19 protein-coding genes are annotated in these 18022 nt (G+C 72.4%); 12 read left to right on the top strand and 7 right to left on the bottom strand.

Annotated elements, in window-relative coordinates:
- The first annotated feature begins 9 nt into the window (after window positions 1–9).
- On the top strand, window positions 10–663 hold the full coding sequence (locus E2170_RS09640) for a protein-L-isoaspartate O-methyltransferase family protein (protein WP_133001159.1): 654 nt from the start codon (window positions 10–12) through the stop codon (window positions 661–663).
- Between the two features lie 25 nt (window positions 664–688).
- A complete protein-coding gene (locus E2170_RS09635) occupies window positions 689–2038 on the top strand; it encodes a TolC family outer membrane protein (RefSeq protein WP_133000451.1) in 1350 nt (449 codons plus the stop codon).
- Window positions 2039–2062: 24 nt separating this feature from the next.
- Here the strand turns inward: E2170_RS09635 and waaA are convergent, their stop codons facing one another.
- Window positions 2063–3370: a lipid IV(A) 3-deoxy-D-manno-octulosonic acid transferase gene (gene waaA, locus E2170_RS09630; protein WP_133000450.1), complete on the bottom strand. Its 1308-nt coding sequence runs from the start codon at window positions 3368–3370 to the stop codon at window positions 2063–2065.
- Between the two features lie 68 nt (window positions 3371–3438).
- Between waaA and lpxL the strand changes: the two genes are divergently transcribed.
- The gene (gene lpxL / locus E2170_RS09625) at window positions 3439–4344 is read left to right on the top strand and encodes an LpxL/LpxP family Kdo(2)-lipid IV(A) lauroyl/palmitoleoyl acyltransferase (RefSeq protein ID WP_133000449.1); all 906 of its coding nucleotides are present in this window, start codon (window positions 3439–3441) and stop codon (window positions 4342–4344) included.
- Here lpxL and E2170_RS09620 read toward each other — a convergent pair.
- From E2170_RS09620 to E2170_RS09600, 5 genes are all read right to left on the bottom strand, one after another.
- On the bottom strand, window positions 4338–5693 hold the full coding sequence (locus E2170_RS09620) for an O-antigen ligase family protein (RefSeq protein ID WP_133000448.1): 1356 nt from the start codon (window positions 5691–5693) through the stop codon (window positions 4338–4340). The two genes, lpxL and E2170_RS09620, sit on opposite strands and share 7 nt — an antisense overlap.
- Window positions 5677–6804 carry a glycosyltransferase gene (locus tag E2170_RS09615; RefSeq protein WP_133000447.1) on the bottom strand — a complete coding sequence of 376 codons (1128 nt, stop codon included), beginning with the start codon at window positions 6802–6804 and terminating at the stop codon, window positions 5677–5679. Before E2170_RS09615 ends, E2170_RS09620 begins: the two co-directional genes overlap by 17 nt.
- A 25-nt stretch (window positions 6805–6829) precedes the next feature.
- Window positions 6830–7024: a zinc-finger domain-containing protein gene (locus E2170_RS09610; protein WP_133000446.1), complete on the bottom strand. Its 195-nt coding sequence runs from the start codon at window positions 7022–7024 to the stop codon at window positions 6830–6832.
- Window positions 7025–7087: 63 nt separating this feature from the next.
- Entirely contained in the window at window positions 7088–7792 is a 705-nt protein-coding gene (locus tag E2170_RS09605; RefSeq protein WP_133000445.1) for a cupin domain-containing protein, read from the bottom strand.
- Window positions 7789–8379: a malonic semialdehyde reductase gene (locus E2170_RS09600; protein ID WP_133000444.1), complete on the bottom strand. Its 591-nt coding sequence runs from the start codon at window positions 8377–8379 to the stop codon at window positions 7789–7791. Before E2170_RS09600 ends, E2170_RS09605 begins: the two co-directional genes overlap by 4 nt.
- Window positions 8380–8468: 89 nt before the next feature.
- Here E2170_RS09600 and E2170_RS09595 point away from each other — a divergent pair, with 89 nt between their 5' ends.
- The 3 genes from E2170_RS09595 to E2170_RS09585 all read left to right on the top strand — a co-directional run bounded on the left by E2170_RS09595 (window position 8469) and on the right by E2170_RS09585 (window position 11035).
- Complete coding sequence (locus E2170_RS09595; RefSeq protein WP_133000443.1) at window positions 8469–9455, top strand: mitochondrial fission ELM1 family protein; 987 nt, start codon at window positions 8469–8471, stop codon at window positions 9453–9455.
- 87 nt (window positions 9456–9542) lie between these two features.
- Window positions 9543–10028, top strand: a complete 486-nt coding sequence (locus E2170_RS09590; RefSeq protein ID WP_133000442.1) for an Mpo1 family 2-hydroxy fatty acid dioxygenase — start codon at window positions 9543–9545, stop codon at window positions 10026–10028.
- Between the two features lie 119 nt (window positions 10029–10147).
- Complete coding sequence (locus E2170_RS09585) at window positions 10148–11035, top strand: DMT family transporter (protein ID WP_133000441.1); 888 nt, start codon at window positions 10148–10150, stop codon at window positions 11033–11035.
- Between the two features lie 15 nt (window positions 11036–11050).
- Here the strand turns inward: E2170_RS09585 and E2170_RS09580 are convergent, their stop codons facing one another.
- Window positions 11051–11917 carry an NAD-dependent epimerase/dehydratase family protein gene (locus E2170_RS09580; RefSeq protein WP_207914989.1) on the bottom strand — a complete coding sequence of 289 codons (867 nt, stop codon included), beginning with the start codon at window positions 11915–11917 and terminating at the stop codon, window positions 11051–11053.
- Window positions 11918–12082: 165 nt separating this feature from the next.
- On the opposite strand from E2170_RS09580, the gene E2170_RS09575 reads away from it, so the two are divergent.
- The 6 genes from E2170_RS09575 to E2170_RS09550 all read left to right on the top strand — a co-directional run bounded on the left by E2170_RS09575 (window position 12083) and on the right by E2170_RS09550 (window position 18017).
- Window positions 12083–14914: a monovalent cation/H+ antiporter subunit A gene (locus E2170_RS09575; RefSeq protein WP_133000439.1), complete on the top strand. Its 2832-nt coding sequence runs from the start codon at window positions 12083–12085 to the stop codon at window positions 14912–14914.
- 20 nt (window positions 14915–14934) lie between these two features.
- Window positions 14935–15297 (top strand): Na+/H+ antiporter subunit C, encoded by a 363-nt coding sequence (locus E2170_RS09570; protein ID WP_133001158.1) that lies wholly within the window; start codon window positions 14935–14937, stop codon window positions 15295–15297.
- Entirely contained in the window at window positions 15294–16844 is a 1551-nt protein-coding gene (locus E2170_RS09565; protein ID WP_133000438.1) for a monovalent cation/H+ antiporter subunit D, read from the top strand. The genes E2170_RS09570 and E2170_RS09565 overlap by 4 nt, the downstream gene beginning before the upstream one ends.
- Window positions 16841–17332, top strand: a complete 492-nt coding sequence (locus E2170_RS09560; RefSeq protein WP_133000437.1) for a Na+/H+ antiporter subunit E — start codon at window positions 16841–16843, stop codon at window positions 17330–17332. The genes E2170_RS09565 and E2170_RS09560 overlap by 4 nt, the downstream gene beginning before the upstream one ends.
- A 68-nt stretch (window positions 17333–17400) precedes the next feature.
- The gene (locus tag E2170_RS09555; RefSeq protein WP_133001157.1) at window positions 17401–17643 is read left to right on the top strand and encodes a K+/H+ antiporter subunit F; all 243 of its coding nucleotides are present in this window, start codon (window positions 17401–17403) and stop codon (window positions 17641–17643) included.
- The gene (locus E2170_RS09550) at window positions 17640–18017 is read left to right on the top strand and encodes a Na+/H+ antiporter subunit G (RefSeq protein WP_133000436.1); all 378 of its coding nucleotides are present in this window, start codon (window positions 17640–17642) and stop codon (window positions 18015–18017) included. Before E2170_RS09555 ends, E2170_RS09550 begins: the two co-directional genes overlap by 4 nt.
- Window positions 18018–18022: the final 5 nt, after the last annotated feature.

Raw genomic sequence — 18022 nt, 5'->3', positions numbered from 1 at the left:
CCCGACACCATGACCCTCGATTTCGCCAAAGCCCGTGAAGCCATGGTCGAGCAGCAGGTCCGCCCCTGGGACGTGCTCGACCCGCGCGTGCTCGACGTCCTCCTGCGGCTTCCGCGCGAGGCCTTCGCGCCGGCCGTGCACCGCGCGCTGGCCTATACCGACATCGCGCTGCCGCTGGCGCACGGCGAATCGATGCTGAAGCCGGTGGTCGAGGGCCGCGCCCTACAGGCACTGGCGCTCGAAGGTTCGGAGGACGTGCTCGAGATCGGCACCGGCAGCGGCTTCACCGCCGCCTGCCTCGGGCGCCTGGCGCGCTCGGTGACGACGATCGAGCGCCACGAGGACCTGGCCACCGCCGCGCAGGCGACGCTGCTGGGGCAGGGCGCCACCAGCGTCTCGGCCGTGCACGCCGACGCCTTCGCCTGGGAGCCGGGCCGCCAGTTCGACGCCATCCTGGTCGGTGGCGCGGTGGACGCGATCCCCGAACGCTTCCTCGGCTGGCTGCGCCCCGGCGGCCGCATGTTCATCGTGCGCGGCCGCGCGCCGGCGATGGAGGCGGTGCTCGTGCACGCCGACGTCAACGGCCCGCGCCTTGAATCGTTGTTCGAAACCGACCTCGCCTACCTGGCAGGCGCAGCGCCGGTCCCGGCGTTCGCGTTCTGACCGCCGCCCCTACAAGGATCCCCCGATGACCCGTCGCCCCCTCGCCCTCGCGCTCATCCTCGCCCTGGTGCCCGCCGCGGCCTCGGCCGAAGACCTGCTGCAGACCTACGAGCTGGCACGCAACAGCGACACCCAGCTGGCGATCTCCGAAGCCAACCGCGACATCTCGCGCGAAGGCCGCGTGCAGGCGCGCGCCGCACTGCTGCCGCAGATCAACGGCAGCGCCTCGCTCAGCCGCAGCTACGCCGCCGGCGTGGACGGCGACGCGCGCAGGCGCAGCGTCGGCGTGGACCTGAGCCAGACCGTGTTCGACCTGGGCGCGATCTCCAACCTGCGCGCGCAGCGCGACCTGGACACCGCCGCCGGCTTCGACCTCGAGGCCGCCAACCACGAGCTGATCACCCGCACCTCGGCCGCCTACTTCAACGTGCTGGTGTCGATCGAGACCCTGGCCGCCGCCGAAGCCGCCGAGGCCGCGCTGCAGAAGCAGTTCGACTTCGCCGACAAGCGCCTGGAGGTCGGCCTGGCGCCGATCACCGACGTGCACGAGGCCCGCGCCCAGTACGACGCCGCCCGCGCCAACACCATCCTCGCGCGCAACGCACTGGAAGACGCCTACCAGGCGCTGGCCGAGATCACCGGCCGCCCGGTGCGCAGCCTGCGCGCCCTGCCCGAGGACTTCCAGCCGCAGGCGCCGGAAGGCAATGGCCTGGAGCGCTGGCTGGCCACCGCCAGCGAGAACAACCCCTCGCTGCGCGCGGCCGAGTACAACGTGAGCGCGGCCGAGCACAGCGTGGCCACCGCCCGCGCCGGCCACCTGCCGCGGCTGACCCTGGGCGCCGGCTACGACAACGGCGCGGCCTGGGGCGACCTGGGCACCGGTGGCGGCACCGGCACCTCGACCGGCGAAGGCCACAGCGTGGGCCTGACCCTGACCGTGCCGATCTTCGCCGGCGGCGCCACCCAGTCCCAGGTCCGCCAGGCGCTGTCGCGCCGCGACATCTCCGAGCAGTACCTGGAGCAGGCCCGCCGCTCGCTCGACCGCAACACCCGCAACGCCTACCAGACCGTCGTGGCCGGCGTCAGCGAGATCGAGGCCCGCCGCCAGGCACTGGTCTCCGCGCGCAGCGCCTACGAGGCCTCGCAGGTCGGCCTGGAAGTCGGTACCCGCACCGTGGTCGACGTGCTGATCAACCAGCAGAACCTGTTCAACGCCGAACAGCAGTACGCGCTGGCCCGCTACAACTACCTGCAGAACCGCCTGCTGCTGGCCCAGGCCGCCGGCACGCTCGGCATCGACGACGTGCGCGAGATCAACCTGCTGCTGTCCGCCGAGGCGGCAATGCCGGACACCCAGGTGGGCAGCGGCGGCTGAGCCCCGCGACCAGGCGACACCCGATCACGCCGGAGGAAGCTCCGGCGTGATCATTTCCAGGGTCCGCGCCAGCGCGCCCCGCCCTTCTTTCACCAAGCGCAGGCCTGCGTCCGCCATCGCCGCGCGCGCCGCGTCGTCGGCCAGCAGGGCCTCGAGCTCCGCACCCACGGCCTCGGCATCGGCGCCGATGCGCAGCGCGCCGGCATCCTCCATCCGCTGCGCGATGTCGGCGAAGTTGTGCAGGTGCGGCCCGGTGACCACGGCCACGCCCAGGGCCGCGGGTTCGAGCAGGTTGTGCCCGCCCACCGCCTGCAGGCTCCCGCCGACGAAGGCGACCTGTGCGCAGGCATAGAAGTGCACCAGCTCGCCCAGGGTGTCGATGACGAATACGTCGTCCTCGGCATCCGGCCACTGCGTGAGCTTGCGCGTGGCCACCCGCCAGCCGGCCTCGACGCAGGCCTGGGCCACCGGCCGGAAGCGCTCGGGATGGCGCGGCGCCCACAGCAGGACCAGGCCCGGCCAGCGCGTGCGCAGCCGGCGGTGGATGGCGATCACCGCGGCCTCTTCCTCTGGATGGGTACTGGCGGCGATCCAGGCGATCCGGCCGCCGTCGTGTTCCCGGAAGGCCGCCGCGGTGCGGCGAACGGCGTCGTCGACCTTGATGTCGAACTTGAGGTTGCCTAGCACCGACACTGCATCGGGCAGCGCACCCAGCCGCACGAAACGCTCGCCGTCGGCCTCGGACTGCGCCGCCACCCGAGACAGGGTGCGCAGCGCGCGACCCACCAGCGGCCGCAGCACGCGATAACCGCGCAGCGAGCGCTCCGACAGCCGCGCATTGACGAGGTAGGCGGGCACGCCATGGTCGCGGCAGCAGAACAGCAGGTTGGGCCAGAGCTCGGTTTCCATCACCAGCGCCAGCCGCGGACGGAAGTGGCCGAGGAACCTGCGCACCGCGCCCGACAGATCGTAGGGCAGGTAGACGTGCTCGACGCGATCGCCCCAGAGCGCGCGCACGCGCGCCGAGCCGGTCGGGGTGATGGTGGTGACCAGCAGGCGCTGGTCCGGCCGCTGCTCCAGCAGGGCGTTGACCAGCGGCGCGGCGGCGTTGACCTCGCCCACCGAGACCGCGTGCACCCAGATGCAGCCTTCCTCCAGTGGCGGCGTGCCATAGGCGGCATAACGCTCACCCCAGCGCTCCAGGTACTCGGCCTGGCGGAAGCCGCGCCAGATCAGGTGATAGACGGTGACCGGGACGAGCACGTACAGCACGGCCGAATACAGGCCGCGCAACAGGCGTTCGACGGCGCGGTCTCGGGGGGCGGCCTCCATGCGCCAAGGATAGCGAAGCCACCGCGGCAGCGGGCGGACGCCGACGCAACGCCCGGTAGAATCCCTCCATGGCTGGAGCACAGGACAAACCGCCGCTGGGACCACGGCACTGGCCGACCTGGCTGGGCATCGGCGCGATGGCGCTGCTCGCTCGCCTGCCCTGGCCGCTGCAGCGCGCACTCGGCCGCGGCATGGGCGGCCTGCTGCTGCGCGCGCTGCCTTCGCGGCGGCGCGTTGCCGCGCGCAACATCGAACTGTGCTTCCCGGAACTCGACGCAGCCGCGCGCGAGGCCCTGCTGCGCCGCCACTTCGCCGCCATCGGCATCGGCCTGTTCGAATTCGCGCGCGCCTGGTGGGGCTCGGTGGAACCGCTGCGCCGCGGCCTGGTGGTCGAGGGCCTTGAGCACATGGAGGCCGCGCGCGCCGGCGGCCGCGGGGTGATCGTGGTCAGCGGCCACTTCACCACGCTCGAGGTCTGCGGGCGGCTGATGTGCGACCACGTGCCGCTGGCCGGCATGTACCGGCCGCATGCGCAGCCGGTGATGGAATGGGCGGTGAAGCGCGGCCGCGCACGCTACGCCGCGGCGATGTTCCCCAAGCAGGACCTGCGCGGCAGCGTGCGCCACCTCAAGCGCGGCGGCCTGCTCTGGTACGCGCCCGACCAGGACCCGAGCCGCGGCGATGCGGTCTACGTGCCCTTCTTCGGCCGTCCCGCGCACAGCCTGACCTCGACCCACCAGCTCGCGCGCATGTCGGGTGCGACGGTGCTGTTCTACCAGCACGCGCGTCGCGACGACGGCGGCTACACGCTTCGCCTGTTCCCGGCCAGCGAGGGCTATCCCTCGCGCGATGCCACCGCCGACACCGCCGAGGTCATGGCCGCGATCGAAACCATGGCGCGGGCGGCGCCGGAGCAGTACCTCTGGATCCACCGGCGCTTCAAGCGCCAGCCCGACGGCGGCTCCGCCTACTGAGGCGGCGGCGCGGACGCAGCGCCTTCGTCCGCGTCGCCGGCGCGCGCCAGCAGGCTGCCGGCGTAGAGCGCGGCCAGCATCAGGGTCAGCGCACCCCAGAAGGTCGAATAGAAGGCCAGGTGGGTGTTGAGCGGGAACACGGTGACCAGCAGCGCCAGCATCGCCGGGCCGGCGCGCCGGCGCGCCGCGGCGCTGGCATAGCGCCACGCGCGCAGGGCCAGGGCCACGCCCGACAGCCATAGCAGCAGGCCGACGATGCCGGTCTCGCTCAGCACCTCGAGCACGATCTGGTGCGCGTGCAGCGCGGGGCCCTCGCCCCAGGCGGCGATCGCCCCATCCTCGGGGTCGCAGGCCGGGAAGGCTTCGCGGAAACCGCGCGCGCCGACGCCATTGACCGGGTGCTCGCGCACCATGCACAGCGCCGCGCCCCAGATCCGCGTGCGCCCGGACAGCGCGGCGTCGACGCCGGCCTCGTTGTCCTGGAAAGCCTGGGTGGTGCGCTCGAATCGGCCGCGCACTTCGGGCGAAGCCAGGCTGATCGCCACCGTCGCCACCACGCCGATCGCGAACACCAGCAGCAGCCGCCGCCAGCCCAGCAGGCGCCAGCCCGACAGCAGCAGCACCAGGGCATAGGTCAGCCAGGACGCGCGCGAGCCGGCAAACACGATGACCACGCCGATCGCCGCGGCCGCGAGCACCCAGCCGGCGGTGCGCCAGCGGCGCCCCGCGGCATACAGCGCGAACGGCGACAGGCTGGCCAGCACCAGGCCGAGCTTGAGGTTGCAGGGCCCGAGCACGCCGCCCAGGCGATCGGCGCGCGCCAACTCGTCGAGGTCGCACATCGGCCGGCCGCTGATCGCCTGCTTGGCGGCGTCGATGCCCCAGAACAGCGGGCTGGCGTCGAAGACCACCTCGACCAGCGCGTCCAGCGTCCAGATCCCGACGATCACGGCCAGGCCGGTGAAGGTCAGGCGCCGGCCGCGGTCGTCGGCCACGGCGATCGCCACCAGCCAGAGGAAGGGCAGGTAGCGCAGGTCGACCGCGGCCTCGCGCAACGCGCGCCCGGCGTCGACCGAGCCCACCGCCGACAGCAGTTCCGGCAGCCAGTAGGCGAAGAACAGCACGCTGGTCAGCGCCCAGGCCGGGCCGCTCAGCAGCTGGGCGCCGCCGCGGAAGCGGCTGGTGCCGAGCTTGATGATCGCCGTCAGCGCTCCCAGCACCACGATCGCCTCGGCATAGCCGGGGGCCGGCCACAGCGCGACGAAGGCCAGCACCCAGTGCGGGGCCCAGCGCCATCCGGTGGCGGTCGCGTGCGGCGCCGCGGGCGCGATGTCAGCGGAGTTCGTCATAGACCCTGAGCGTGGCGTCCTGCATGGACCGGAGCGAATACCTGTCGGGAACGGCGGGAATCGTAGCCGCTGCGGAACGATCGCGCGCGAGCAGCGCGGTCGCGCGGGCGCACAGGGCACCGGCATCGAAGGCCGGCACTGCGCCGTCGGGCTGGAGTTCGCGCAGCAGTTCGCCGACGCCCCCGTGGTCCCAGCCGAGCACCGGGCGACCCACCGCCAGGGCTTCGATCACGGTGCGGCCGAAGGCCTCGGGCTTGCGCGAGAGCTGCAGCACCAGGTCGCAGGCGGCATAGGCGGCGGCGATGGCGTCGGTCGGAGGTGTGATCGCCAGCGCGTCGGCAACGCCCAGCGCCTGCGCCTGCGCCTCGAGCTCGGCGACATAGGCCGCGCGCGCCGGGTCGAGGGCGCCGGGCATCCACAGGCGGGCATCGAGGCCGTCGGTGCGTAGCGCGGCCAGCAGGTCGATGGCATCGGCATGGCCCTTGAGGCGGGTGCCGCGCCCGGGCAGCAGCAGCAGCGGGCCCTCGCCACCCAGGCGGGGATCGGCCGTGGCCGCGGCGGCGCGCGCGGCGCGGTCGGGCAGCGGCGCGCGCGGGAAGGCGGACGCGTCGATGCCGCGCGGAATCACGCGCAGGCGCTCCGGTTCGGTGCCGGGGTAATGCTGCAACACGTAGTCGCGCACGGTGGCGGACACGCAGACCACGCGCTCGCCGCGGGTCATGACCTCGCTGTAGCGCGAGGGCGAATTGAGTCCGTGCACCGTGGTGACGAAGCGAGGCCGCGATGCCGCCGGCAGGCCGCGCAGCGCACGCCAGCCGATCCAGGCCGGCAGCCGCGAGCGCGCATGCACGATGTCCACGCCCTGCTCCACGACCAGCCGCCGCAGCGGGCGCACCAGGCGCAGGGTGGCCAGCGACTTGCGGCCGAGGTCGAGGTCGAAGTGCTCCGCGCCCGTCGCACGCAGCGCCGGCAGCAGCCGGCCGCCGGCCGAAGCGACCAGCGCGCGGTGCCCGGCCGCCACCAGCGCCGCGGAGATCTCCAGCGTGGAGCGCTCGACGCCGCCCGACTCCAGGGCCGGGAGCAACTGCAGGACGGTCAGTGGCCGGGGCATGCGCCGGCGGCGCGCGGCGCCGGGCTCAGTCGACCAGGACGAAGTGGGCGCCGCAGTAGGGACAGTCGGACTGCCCGCCCTCGCTCTCGATCGGCAGGTAGACGCGCGGGTGCGAGTTCCACAGCGCCATCGACGGCAGCGGGCAGCTCAGCGGCAGGTCGGCGCGACGCACCTCGTACTGCTTCTGGGCGTTGGCGGGCTGCGGCTGGGCGGTGGACATCGTGGCGGACCGGGGTTGCGGGGACGGCGACAGTTTAGCCTGCCACGGCGCCGCTGGCCCGGTTCAGGCCGGCAGCGCGAGCAGCAGCAGACGGGCCGGGCCGCCGCAGGATGCGGAGACGGACGCGGGCGCGTCGGTGCTGCCGACGAGCCAGCCAAACCCATCGCCGGCGGACAGGTGCGTGCCGTCGGCCGCGGCCGTGGCCAGTGGCGCGTCCGCCCCGCCGCACGCGATCACCTCTCCCTCCAGCACTTCGAGCCAGCAACGGCCACCCGCGCACGCGGGGATCGCGACCGGCATGTCTGGCTCCAGGTCGACCAGCGTCGCTCCGGGCGGCGGGTGCGGCGCCACCGCAGGCACCGCGTTCACGCGGTCGGGCTGCAGCCAGGCTTCGAGCAGGCGCAGCGGCGCATCCTTCGACGCATTGCCCAATCGCGACGCCAGGCCGTGGCCGGTACTGATCCACAGCGAACCACCGGCGGACACGCGATGGCGCCCGAGGTCGCCGCAGTCGGCATCGAGCGCGCCATCGAGCACCAGCAGCAGCCGCTCCATGTTGGCCACGCGGCCCTCGTCGCGGACGGCGCCGGGTACCCAGTCCTGGCGCGAGAGCACGCGCAGCGCGCCCCAGCCCATCCAGGCGCGGTCGATGGCGTCGCCGCGGGAAAAGGCCTCGACCGCGACGATGCCGTCGCGGCTGGAACGCGCACGTGCCGAGGCCGGGCGCAGCCGCGCCGCGCCGGGGCGGGTGTCGCCGCTGCCGTTCATTCGATGCGCGCGGCCTCGTCGAAGGACAGCCGCGGCGAGCGCGGGAACAGCTGCGCCGGGTCACCGTGGCCGAGGTTGACCAGGATGTTGGAGCGGATCGAGGTGCCCTTGAAGAAGGCCTCGTCGACCATGGCGTTGTCGAAGCCGCTCATCGGCCCGCAGTCCAGGCCCAGCGCACGCGCGGCCAGGATCAGGTACGCGCCCTGCATGCTCGAGCCGCGCAGGCTCACGCGCTCCAGGCGCGCCTCGTCGGAGCCGGCGAACCACGAGCGCGCGTCGGTGTGCGGGAACAGCACCGGCAGCTTGTCGTAGAAGGCCAGGTCATGGCCGACGATCACCGTCACCGGCGCGGCCAGGGTCTTGTCGCGGTTGCCGTCGCTCAGCGCCGGCGCCAGCTTCGCCTTGGCCTCGGGCGAGCGCACGAACACGAAGCGTGCCGGACAGGAGTTGGCCTCGGTCGGGCCGAACTTCACCAGGTCGTACAGGGCGCGCAGGGTGTCGTCATCGACTTCGCCGCCGATGGCGTTGTGGGTGCGGGCTTCGCGGAACAGGCGGGCGAACGTGGCGTCGGACAGCGCTTCGGACATCAGGATCCCTCGGTGGTTCGGTGGTGGCAGGGCGCCAGTGTAGAGTCCCGACGGTGATTCCACCGCCCCTCGGCCGCAACGCCATGGCCATGAACACTGCAGACGGCGCCCCCGCCGGCGTGCCCGCGCTCAGCGACGGACGCGCCGGCAACGCCCGCCAGGCGCTGGCGCTGGCCGCGGCGCTGGCGCCCGCGCCGCGCGAACTGGTGCTGGCGCCGCGCACGCCCTGGCGCTGGCTGGCGCCGCGCCGGCTGCCGGGCGACCGCAATGCCTTCGGCCCGGACTTCGCGGCGCTGATGGCCGCGCCGCCGGCACTGGCCGTGGGCTGCGGCCGGCAGGCGGCGCTGGCCACGCGCATCCTGCGCGGACACGGCGCGCGCGTGGTCCAGGTGCTCGATCCGCGACTGCCGACGCGGCACTGGGATCTGGTGGTCGCCCCGGAGCACGACGGGCTGCACGGCGACAACGTCATCACCCTTGCCGGCAGCCTGCATCCGGTCGACGAGGCCTGGCTGGCGCAGGCGCGCGCTGCGTTCCCGGCCCTGGCCGCGCTGCCCTCGCCGCGCATCGCGGTGCTGGTCGGCGGTCCGAGCGCGCACGCCGACCTCGGCGTCGCCGGTTTCGAGGCGCTGATGGCCGCGGCCGAAGCCATGGCCGCGCGCGAAGGCGGCAGCCTGCTGGTGGCCGCCTCGCGGCGCACGCCCGACGCGGTGCGCGCGGCACTGCGCGGGCGCCCGCGACAGGTGCCGACCCTGGCCTGGGCCGACGCCGGCGACGGCGCCAACCCCTATGCCGGCATGCTCGCCTGGGCCGACCGCATCGCCTGCACCGCCGATTCGGTGAACATGCTGTCCGAGGCCTGCGCCACGGCGGCGCCGGTGTTCGTGCACCGGCCCGAGGCCCTGCGCGGGCGCCCGCGGCGCTTCGTCGACGACCTGCTCGCGCGCGGGCGGATCCGGCCGCTGGACGCCGATGCCCGGCCCTTCGAGGCCACGCCCCTGCGCGAGACCGCGCGCGTCGCCGCCGAGGTCCGCCGCCGGCTCGGGCTGCGCACCACCGGCGCCGCGGAGTCCTAGCCGCGCGCCGCGGCCGACGACGCCGCGTCGCGAACCGGCCGCGGATTGGCCTATGCTCGGGGCAGGCAGCGACCGGGGGAACCGACCATGGCAGCAAGCGCGCACGCGGACCGTCCGATCGACCGCTGGTTCGACAGCTATTCCGGCGACCATCGCAACGGCACCAACCAGGCCATCCACGTCTTCGCGGTGCCGGCGATCCTGTGGAGCGTGATCGCCCTGCTGTGGTGCATCCCGGCGCCGGGCACGCTGTTCAAGCCGGGAATCTGGGCGGCGCTGCCGATGTTCGCGGCCTGGCTGTTCTACCAGCGCAGTTCGCGCCCGCTGGGCGTGGGCATGCTGCTGGTGTTCCTGGGGCTGTCGGCGTTGACCTGGTGGCTGTTCGGGGAACTCGGCCGCATGGGCCTGCTGAAGCTCGCCATCGCCGTGTTCGTGATCGCCTGGATCGCACAGTTCATCGGCCACAAGATCGAAGGCGCCAAGCCCAGCTTCCTCACCGACCTGGTCTACCTGCTGATCGGGCCGGCCTGGGTGCTGTCCAAGCTGTACCGGCGACTGGGCCTGCGCTGGTAGCCGGCCTCGCGGCGCCGCGTGCTCATCACAAGCAAGCGGCAGGGCCGCGAAACGCAGCGTGCCACCGCGCGATGCCGGCCGCGCCCCCAAAGCGCCGTCGCCAGGGGCGACAATGACGCATGTCCCCCCGTGACCTCTTCCTGATCCTGGCCATCTGCACGGCCTGGGCGGGGAACTTCCTGTTCTCCGCCTACGCCCTGCTCGAGATCCCGGCCTTCCTGTACACGGCGCTGCGCATGGCGATCGTGGCCCTGGTGCTGGCACCGTTCCTGAAGCCCGTTCGCCGCGAGCAGTGGCCTCGCTTCCTGGCGGTGGCGCTGTGCATGAACGTGCTCCACTTCGGGCTGAGTTTCTGGGCGTTGCGCCTGGCCGGCGAGCTTTCCGCGGTCGCGATCGTGATGCAGAGCTACGTGCCGATGTCGGCGCTGCTGGCCTGGGCGGTGCTGGGCGAACGCTTCGCCTGGCGCACGGGCACCGCGATCGCTGTGAGCTTCATCGGCGTGCTGGTGATCGGCTTCGACCCCTCGATCATCGACAAGCCGGCGGCGATGCTGGCGATGCTGGTCTCAGCCGGCTTCCTGTCACTGGGCACGGTGATGATGCGGCGCCTGGGCGGGATCGGCATGGTCACCCAGCAGGGCTGGAGCGCCATGATCGCGGTGCTGCCGCTGCTGGCGATCAGCCTGGCTTTCGAACCCGGCGGCCTGGCGGCGCTGGCCACGGCCAGCCCGCGCGCCTGGATCGGCGTGAGCTACTCGGCGCTGGTCGCGTCCCTGCTCGGCCACGGCGTCTACTTCCTGCTGCTGCAGCGCCACCCGGTGGCCCAGCTCACGCCCTGGCTGCTGCTGACGCCACTGCTGGCAGTGCTGCTGGGCGTCGTGTTCTGGGGCGACCGGCCGGGGCCGCAGCTGTGGATCGGCGGCGCGCTGGTGCTCGGCGGCGTGGTGGCGATCGCGCTGCGGGCGATGGCCAAGGCGCGGCCGCTGCCACCGGCCCGCGACATCTGAGACGCGGCCGCGCGCTCAGCGCGGCCCGAACATCGCGGCGTCGGGCCTGAACGGCCGCGGCGCATAGCCGAGCGCAGCCGCCGCCGGCGCGATGTCGAACACCAGGTCCTGGCGCAGGCGCGCCTGCGCCCCGGCACCGAAGCCCTGCAGGCGGCCGCCGGCACGCAGCGCGGCGGCCAGCGCCGAGAACAGCGGCGCCGGCAGCTCCAGCAGCCGCGCCGGCGGATCGAGCGCCGCCAACACCCGCGCCACCATCTCGCGATAGGCCAGGGTCTCGCCACCGGGCAGGTCGTAGCCGCGGCCGCCGGCATCGCGCGCGGCCAGCGCCGCCATGGCGGTGTCGGCAAGGTCGTCGACGTGCACCGGCTGGCGCAGCCCGACCGCGCCGCGCGGCAGCGGAAACACCCGCCAGCGCCGCGCCATGGCCGCGATCCGGCTGAGGCTCTGGTCGCGACCGGCGCCGTAGACCAGGGTCGGGCGCAGCACGATGGCCTCGCCCCCGCGCGCGCGCGCCGCGGCGAACAGCGCGGCTTCGGCGGTCGCCAGCCGCTCCGCCAGTTCGCGCTCGGCAGCTTCGGCCGAATCCCGCTTCACCGCGAGGCTGGTCGAGCCGAAGGCCACCATCCGTGGCGCCGCGACGCCGGCCGTCGACTGCCAGCGCGCGTAGTGGTCCAGCGGACCGCAGCTGAGGATGGCGTCGTAGCCACCGGCCAGCGCCGGCATCGCCTCGAAACCACCGCGCAGCCAGCGGATCCCCGGCCGCTCCGGACGCACCTCGCGCGAGGTCGCATCCACCGTCCACCCCGCCTGCAGCAGGCGTTCGAGCACCGCGGCACCCACCTGCCCGCTGCCGCCGAACACCAGCGCGCGCCGGCCGCCCACGGTCACGGCCGCGGCTTCCGGGCGGTCTGGGGAACGCGCAGGACGATGGAACGCATCGGACCAGCATAGGCGAGAGCGGACACCGGGCGTGACATCCGGCGCTGCTAGAATCTCCCGGATGGCCGTGCGGAGCGCGGCTTCCCCCTGCAAGACCCAAGGACACCGATGCTAGAACTGATGCTGGCCCTGCCCTTCGTGCTGGCGCTGGTGCTCGCGATCCTGCGCGACGCACCGGCGAAGGCGGTTGCCTGGCTTGCCGGCCTGGCACCGCTGCTGGCGCTGGCGGTGCTGGTATGGCTGACGCCGGCGGTGATGGCCGGCGACATCCCCCGCACGATGCACGAATGGCTGCCGCAGGCCGGACTGGCCTTCAGCCTGCGCCTGGACGGTCTGGGCTGGATGTTCTCGCTGATGGTGCTGGCGATCGGCGCCCTGGTGGTGCTGTACGCCCACTACTACCTCGGCCCGCAGGAAAAGACCCGACGCTTCTTCTGCTTCCTGCTGCTGTTCATGGGCGCGATGCTGGGCATGGTGCTGTCGGGCAACCTGCTGCTCACCGTGGTGTTCTGGGAGCTGACCTCGATCAGTTCCTTCCTGCTGATCGGCTTCTGGTTCCAGCGCGACGACGCCCGCGAGGGCGCGCGCATGGCCCTGACCATCACCGCCGCCGGCGGCCTGGCCCTGCTCGGCGGCGTGGTGATGATCGGCCGCGTGGTCGGCAGCTACGAGCTCGACGCCGTGCTGGCCTCCGGCGACGCCATCCGCGCCCACGCGCTCTACCCCTGGATCCTCGGCCTGGTGCTGGCCGGCGTGTTCACCAAGAGCGCGCAGTTCCCGCTGCACTTCTGGCTGCCGCACGCGATGGCGGCGCCGACCCCGGTCTCGGCCTACCTGCACTCGGCGACGATGGTGAAGGCCGGCGTGTTCCTGCTGGCACGCCTGCACCCCTCGCTGGCGGGCACCGACCTGTTCTTCTACGTGGTGTCCACGGTCGGCGCCTTCACCCTGCTGGTGGGCGCCTGGAACGCGATCTTCCAGCACGACATCAAGGGCGTGCTGGCCTATTCGACCATCTCCCACCTCGGCCTGATCACCCTGCTGCTCGGCCTGTCGACGCCGATGGCGGTGGTGGCGGCGATGTTCCACATCCTCAACCACGCCACCTTCAAGGCCTCGCTGTTCATGGCCGCCGGCATCGTCGACCACGAGGCCGGCACCCGCGACATGCGCCGCCTGGGCGGACTGCGCCGGCTGCTGCCCTACACCAGCGCGCTGGCGATCACCGCCTCGCTGGCGATGGCCGGCATCCCGCTGCTCAACGGCTTCCTGTCGAAGGAGATGTTCTTCGCCCAGGCGCTGGAGATCGAGGGTCACGTGGCGATGCGCAACTTCATCACCGTCGCCGCCTTCCTGTTCGCGACCTTCGGCGTGGCCTACAGCCTGCGCTTCGTGCACGACACCTTCTTCGGCCGCGGTCCGCGCGCGGTCGAGAACGAGATCCACGAGCCGCCGCGCTTCATGCAGGTGCCGGTGGCGGTGCTGGTGGTGGCCTGCGTGGCGGTGGGCATCGCGCCGCAGTGGACGATCGGCCCGGCGCTGGACACCGCCGCGCGCGGCGTGCTCGGCGACAACGTGCCCGAGTACAGCCTGGCGATCTGGCACGGCATCAACACCCCGCTGCTGATGAGCCTGGGCGGCGTGGTCTGCGGCGTGCTGCTCTACGCGGGCCTGCGGCGGCTGCTCGACCTGCACGCGGTGGTGCGCCAGTCGCAGGGCCGCAAGCTGTTCCACCTCAACATCGAGGCGCTGTTCCGCTTCGGTCGCCGCTTCACCCACACGGTGGCCAACGGCAGCATGCAGCGCAGCCTGCTGTGGCTGCTGATGGTGGCGGTCGCCGCCGGCGCCGCGCCCTTCGTCGCCGCCTGGGGCGAGCCGACGCAGCCGGTGGTGTTCGCCGGCCAGCCGATGGTGCGCCTGGCCTGGGTGCTGTGGTGGATGCTGGTCTGCTGCGCGCTGGCGACGCTGGCGCTGTACCGCCATCGCCTGGTCGCGGTGCTGGTGATGGGCGGCTGCGGGCTGGCGGTGAGCATGACCTTCGTCGCGCTGTCGGCCCCTGACCTGGCGCTGACGCAGCTGCTGGTGGAACTGGTGACGGTGGCTCTGATGCTGTTGGGCCTGCACTACCTGCCCAAGGATTCGCCGCCCGAACGCTCGCTGCCGCGGCGCCTGCGCGACGGCACGGTGGCCCTGGCCGCCGGCCTCGGCACGGCCGGCCTGGCCTGGGCGATGATGACCCGGCCACCGGTGAACGCCGCGGCCGCCGAGATCACCGCGCGCTCGCTGCCCGAGGCCTGGGGCACGAACATCGTCAACGTCATCCTGGTCGACTTCCGCGGCTTCGACACCTTTGGCGAGATCACCGTGTTCGGCATCGCCGGCCTGGTGGTGCACGCGATGCTGCGCCGCGCGCGCATGGCGCCGGAGAAGGTCATGCCCGGCCCGCCGGTCAAGCTGCCGGTGCCGGCCGACCTCGCGCAGATGATGTTCCCGCTCACGCTGGTGGTCTCGATCTTCCTGTTCCTGCGCGGCCACAACGCGCCCGGCGGCGGCTTCATCGCCGGCCTGACGCTCGCCGTGCCGCTGCTGATCCAGTACGTGATCCAGGGCGCGGCCTCGGTGGAGTCGCGGTTTGGCTTCGACTACATCCGCATGATCGGCATCGGCCTGCTGGTGGCGCTGATGACCGGCGTCGCGGCGATGCTGCTCGACCTGCCCTTCCTCACCAGCGGCCACTACGACCTCGAGGTGCCACTGCTGGGCACCATCCCGCTGGCCAGCGCCGCGGCCTTCGACCTGGGCGTCTACCTGGTCGTGTTCGGAAGCACCATGCTGATCCTGTCGATGATGGGCACCCTCGAGCCCTCCAAGAAGATGATCGCCCACCGCGGCGCGATCGATCCCGCCTCGCGCTCGGCCATCACCGGGGAGGCGGCATGACGTTCCTTGACATGGTTTCGCTGGAAGCGGCGATCGCCAGTGGCATCGGCGTGCTGGTGTTCGCCGGCGTCTACCTGGTGCTGCGCGCGCGCAGCTTCGACGTGATCCTCGGCCTCACCCTGCTGTCCTACGCCACCAACCTGCTGATCTTCTCCAGCGGCCGCCTGACCGTGGGCAAGCCGCCGGTGCTGCGCGAGGGCGTGGAAGCGACCCTCGCCAACCACACCGACCCGGTTCCGCAGGCGCTGGTGCTGACCGCGATCGTGATCTCGTTCGCGATGACCGCGGTGAGCATCGTGCTGGCCATGCGCAGCCGCGCCGACAACGACAGCGACCACGTCGACGCCGGCGACGTCCGCGACGAGCGGGAGAGCGGCCGATGACCCAGCTCCCGATCCTGCCGATCCTGCTGCCCCTGCTTGGCGGCGCGCTATCGCTGCTGGTCGAGCACCGCCGCATCGGCACCGTGGTCCAGCGCTCGGTGGCCTGGACCTTCATGCTCGCCACCCTGCTGGCGTCGGTCCTGCTGGTCATGCGCGCCCACGACGGCAACGTGCTGGTCTACCTGCTCGGCGACTGGCCGGCGCGCATCGGCATCGCGCTGATGGTCGACCGGCTGTCGGCGCTGATGGTGCTGGCGACCTCGCTGCTGGGGGTGGCCTGCCTGCTGCACGCCTGCTCGGGCTGGGACCGGCGCGCGCCGCACTTCCACGCCCTGTTCCAGCTGCAGCTGATGGGCCTCAACGGCGCCTTCCTGACCGGCGACATCTTCAACCTGTTCGTGTTCTTCGAGGTGATGCTGATCGCCTCCTACGGCCTGCTGCTGTCGGGCGGACGCGGCGTGCGCATGAGCGCGGGCCTGCACTACGTGGCCTTCAACATCGCCGCCTCGACCCTGTTCCTGATCGCGCTGGGCATGATCTACGGCGTATTCGGCACGCTCAACATGGCCGAACTGGCCGAGCGCGTGGCGGCGGTCCCGGACGCCAGCCTGCCGCTGGCCAAGGCCACGATCGGCCTGCTGCTGGTGGTGTTCTGCGCCAAGGCCGCGCTGCTGCCGCTGTACCTGTGGCTGCCGGAAGCCTACACCCGCGCGCCGGCGGCAGTGGCGGCGCTGTTCGCGATCATGACCAAGGTCGGCATCTACGCGGTGCTGCGGATCAGCTCGCTGCTGCTCGGCGAGGATGCCGGGGCCATGACCGGCTACGGCTGGGACTGGATGCTCCCGGCCGCGGTCGGCGGGCTGGCGCTGGCCACGCTCGGCGTGCTCGCGGCCTCGCGCCTGCGGGTGCTGGTGGCCTATGTGGTGCTGGTGTCGGCGACGACGCTGTTCATCGCCTTCGGCCTGCGTTCGGCCGGCACGATCGCCGCCGGCCTGTACTACCTGGTGCACAGCAGCTTCGTGGCGGCGGCGCTGTTCCTGATCGCCGACCTGGTGCGCCGCGGGCGGGGCGACGCCGGCGACGCCCTGCGCGCCTTCGTGCCGGCGCCGGGCGTGCGGGTGATGGCCGGCGCCATGTTCATGGTCGGCGCGATCTCGGTCGCGGGCCTGCCGCCACTGTCGGGCTTCATCGGCAAGACCCTGCTGCTGCAGGCGGTGCCCGAGGCCGACCTGCAGTGGGCCTGGCCGGCCCTGCTGGGCAGCAGCATGCTGGTGATCGTGGGCCTGACCCGCGCCGGCACCCGGATCTTCTGGAAGCCGGCGCCGGTGCAGGCCTCCCCGGCCGGCGACGGGCCGCGCAACGCCCGCGGCCGCCTGCGGCTGCCGGAGACCATCGCGACCATGCTGCTGTTGTCCTACGGCGTGGCGATGGCGGTGGTGCCGGGCCCCGTGACCGCCTACACCCGCGCCACCGCCGAGCAGCTGCTGGCGCCGGCGACCTACATCCAGCAGGTGCGCGCCGCCCTGCAGCAGGAGCGACTGCCATGAACCGCCGCGACTTCCTGCCGTCGCTGCCGCTGACCCTGACCGTGATCGTGTTCTGGCTGCTGCTGGTGTCCGAAATCAACCTCGCCCAGTTCAGCCTGGCCCTGGTGCTGGGCCTGGTGATCCCGCTGTACGCTGCGCGCATCGACCGCGAATTCGCGCGCATCGGCAGCCTGCGCCCGCTGCCGAAGCTGCTGCTGGTGCTGATGGTCGACATCGTGATGAGCAACGTGCGCGTCGCGCGCCAGGTGCTCGGGCGCGAGGCGAAGATCCATTCCGGCTTCATCTGGTACCCGCTGGACCTGGAGAACATCCACGGCATCTCCGCGCTTGCCTGCATCATCACCCTCACCCCGGGCACCGTCACCGCGGCGCTGTCGGACGATCGCCGCTACCTGCTGGTCCACGTGCTCGACCTCGACGACGAGGCCGCGCTGGTGGCCGACATCAAGCGCCGATACGAGTGCCCGCTGATGGAGATCTTCCCGTGAACACCCCCGAACTCGACGGCATCCAGCTGTTCGGCCATGGCCTGGTCGACATCGCGATCGGCGTGTCGATGTACGTGGTCGGCGCGGCCATGCTGATGGCCCTGTGGCGGCTGCTGCGCGGCCCCACGGTGCCCGACCGCATCCTCGCCCTGGACACGCTCAACGTCACCGCCATCGCCGAGCTGATGCTGCTGGGCATGTACATCAAGAGCGCCGTCTACTTCGAGGCCGCGCTGGTGATCGCCATGCTCGGCTTCGTCAGCACGGTGGTACTGAGCAAGTACGTGATCAGGAGGGACATCGTCGAATGAGCATCTTCTGGGAACTGCTGCTGGTGGTCCTGCTGCTGACCGGCAGCTTCTTCATCCTGATGGGGGGGGTGGGCCTGGTGAAGCTGTCGGAGTTCTTCCGCCGCCTGCACGCACCGACCAAGGCCAGCACCCTGGGCGTGGGCTGCGTGCTCGCGGCCTCGGTGGGCTACCACCTGTTCATCGACAGCGACCCGCAGCCGCGCGAGCTGCTGATCACCGCGTTCCTGTTCATCACCGCGCCGATCAGCGCGCACCTGATGTCCAAGGCCGCGCTGTCGCTGCGCATGGACGAATGGCCGCAGCTGCCGGGCAAGTCCGACGAGGACACCCACGTGCCGCCGCGTCCGGACGGCAGCGACGACGACGGCTATTGAGGCGG

Origin of the sequence: Luteimonas arsenica, from assembly GCF_004352825.1 — a bacterium.
GTDB lineage: Bacteria > Pseudomonadota > Gammaproteobacteria > Xanthomonadales > Xanthomonadaceae > Luteimonas > Luteimonas arsenica.
This window is presented reverse-complemented; position numbering and strand designations above follow the sequence as displayed.

What these genes read in the sequence shown, in the direction of transcription:
- E2170_RS09640 (WP_133001159.1), top strand. Translation starts at nt 10, where the DNA reads ATGACCCTCGATTTCGCCAAAGCCCGTGAAGCCATGGTCGAGCAGCAG.
- E2170_RS09635 (WP_133000451.1), top strand. Translation starts at nt 689, where the DNA reads ATGACCCGTCGCCCCCTCGCCCTCGCGCTCATCCTCGCCCTGGTGCCC.
- waaA (WP_133000450.1), bottom strand. Translation starts at nt 3,370, where the DNA reads ATGGAGGCCGCCCCCCGAGACCGCGCCGTCGAACGCCTGTTGCGCGGC.
- lpxL (WP_133000449.1), top strand. Translation starts at nt 3,439, where the DNA reads ATGGCTGGAGCACAGGACAAACCGCCGCTGGGACCACGGCACTGGCCG.
- E2170_RS09620 (WP_133000448.1), bottom strand. Translation starts at nt 5,693, where the DNA reads ATGACGAACTCCGCTGACATCGCGCCCGCGGCGCCGCACGCGACCGCC.
- E2170_RS09615 (WP_133000447.1), bottom strand. Translation starts at nt 6,804, where the DNA reads ATGCCCCGGCCACTGACCGTCCTGCAGTTGCTCCCGGCCCTGGAGTCG.
- E2170_RS09610 (WP_133000446.1), bottom strand. Translation starts at nt 7,024, where the DNA reads ATGTCCACCGCCCAGCCGCAGCCCGCCAACGCCCAGAAGCAGTACGAG.
- E2170_RS09605 (WP_133000445.1), bottom strand. Translation starts at nt 7,792, where the DNA reads ATGAACGGCAGCGGCGACACCCGCCCCGGCGCGGCGCGGCTGCGCCCG.
- E2170_RS09600 (WP_133000444.1), bottom strand. Translation starts at nt 8,379, where the DNA reads ATGTCCGAAGCGCTGTCCGACGCCACGTTCGCCCGCCTGTTCCGCGAA.
- E2170_RS09595 (WP_133000443.1), top strand. Translation starts at nt 8,469, where the DNA reads ATGAACACTGCAGACGGCGCCCCCGCCGGCGTGCCCGCGCTCAGCGAC.
- E2170_RS09590 (WP_133000442.1), top strand. Translation starts at nt 9,543, where the DNA reads ATGGCAGCAAGCGCGCACGCGGACCGTCCGATCGACCGCTGGTTCGAC.
- E2170_RS09585 (WP_133000441.1), top strand. Translation starts at nt 10,148, where the DNA reads ATGTCCCCCCGTGACCTCTTCCTGATCCTGGCCATCTGCACGGCCTGG.
- E2170_RS09575 (WP_133000439.1), top strand. Translation starts at nt 12,083, where the DNA reads ATGCTAGAACTGATGCTGGCCCTGCCCTTCGTGCTGGCGCTGGTGCTC.
- E2170_RS09565 (WP_133000438.1), top strand. Translation starts at nt 15,294, where the DNA reads ATGACCCAGCTCCCGATCCTGCCGATCCTGCTGCCCCTGCTTGGCGGC.
- E2170_RS09560 (WP_133000437.1), top strand. Translation starts at nt 16,841, where the DNA reads ATGAACCGCCGCGACTTCCTGCCGTCGCTGCCGCTGACCCTGACCGTG.
- E2170_RS09555 (WP_133001157.1), top strand. Translation starts at nt 17,401, where the DNA reads ATGTACGTGGTCGGCGCGGCCATGCTGATGGCCCTGTGGCGGCTGCTG.
- E2170_RS09550 (WP_133000436.1), top strand. Translation starts at nt 17,640, where the DNA reads ATGAGCATCTTCTGGGAACTGCTGCTGGTGGTCCTGCTGCTGACCGGC.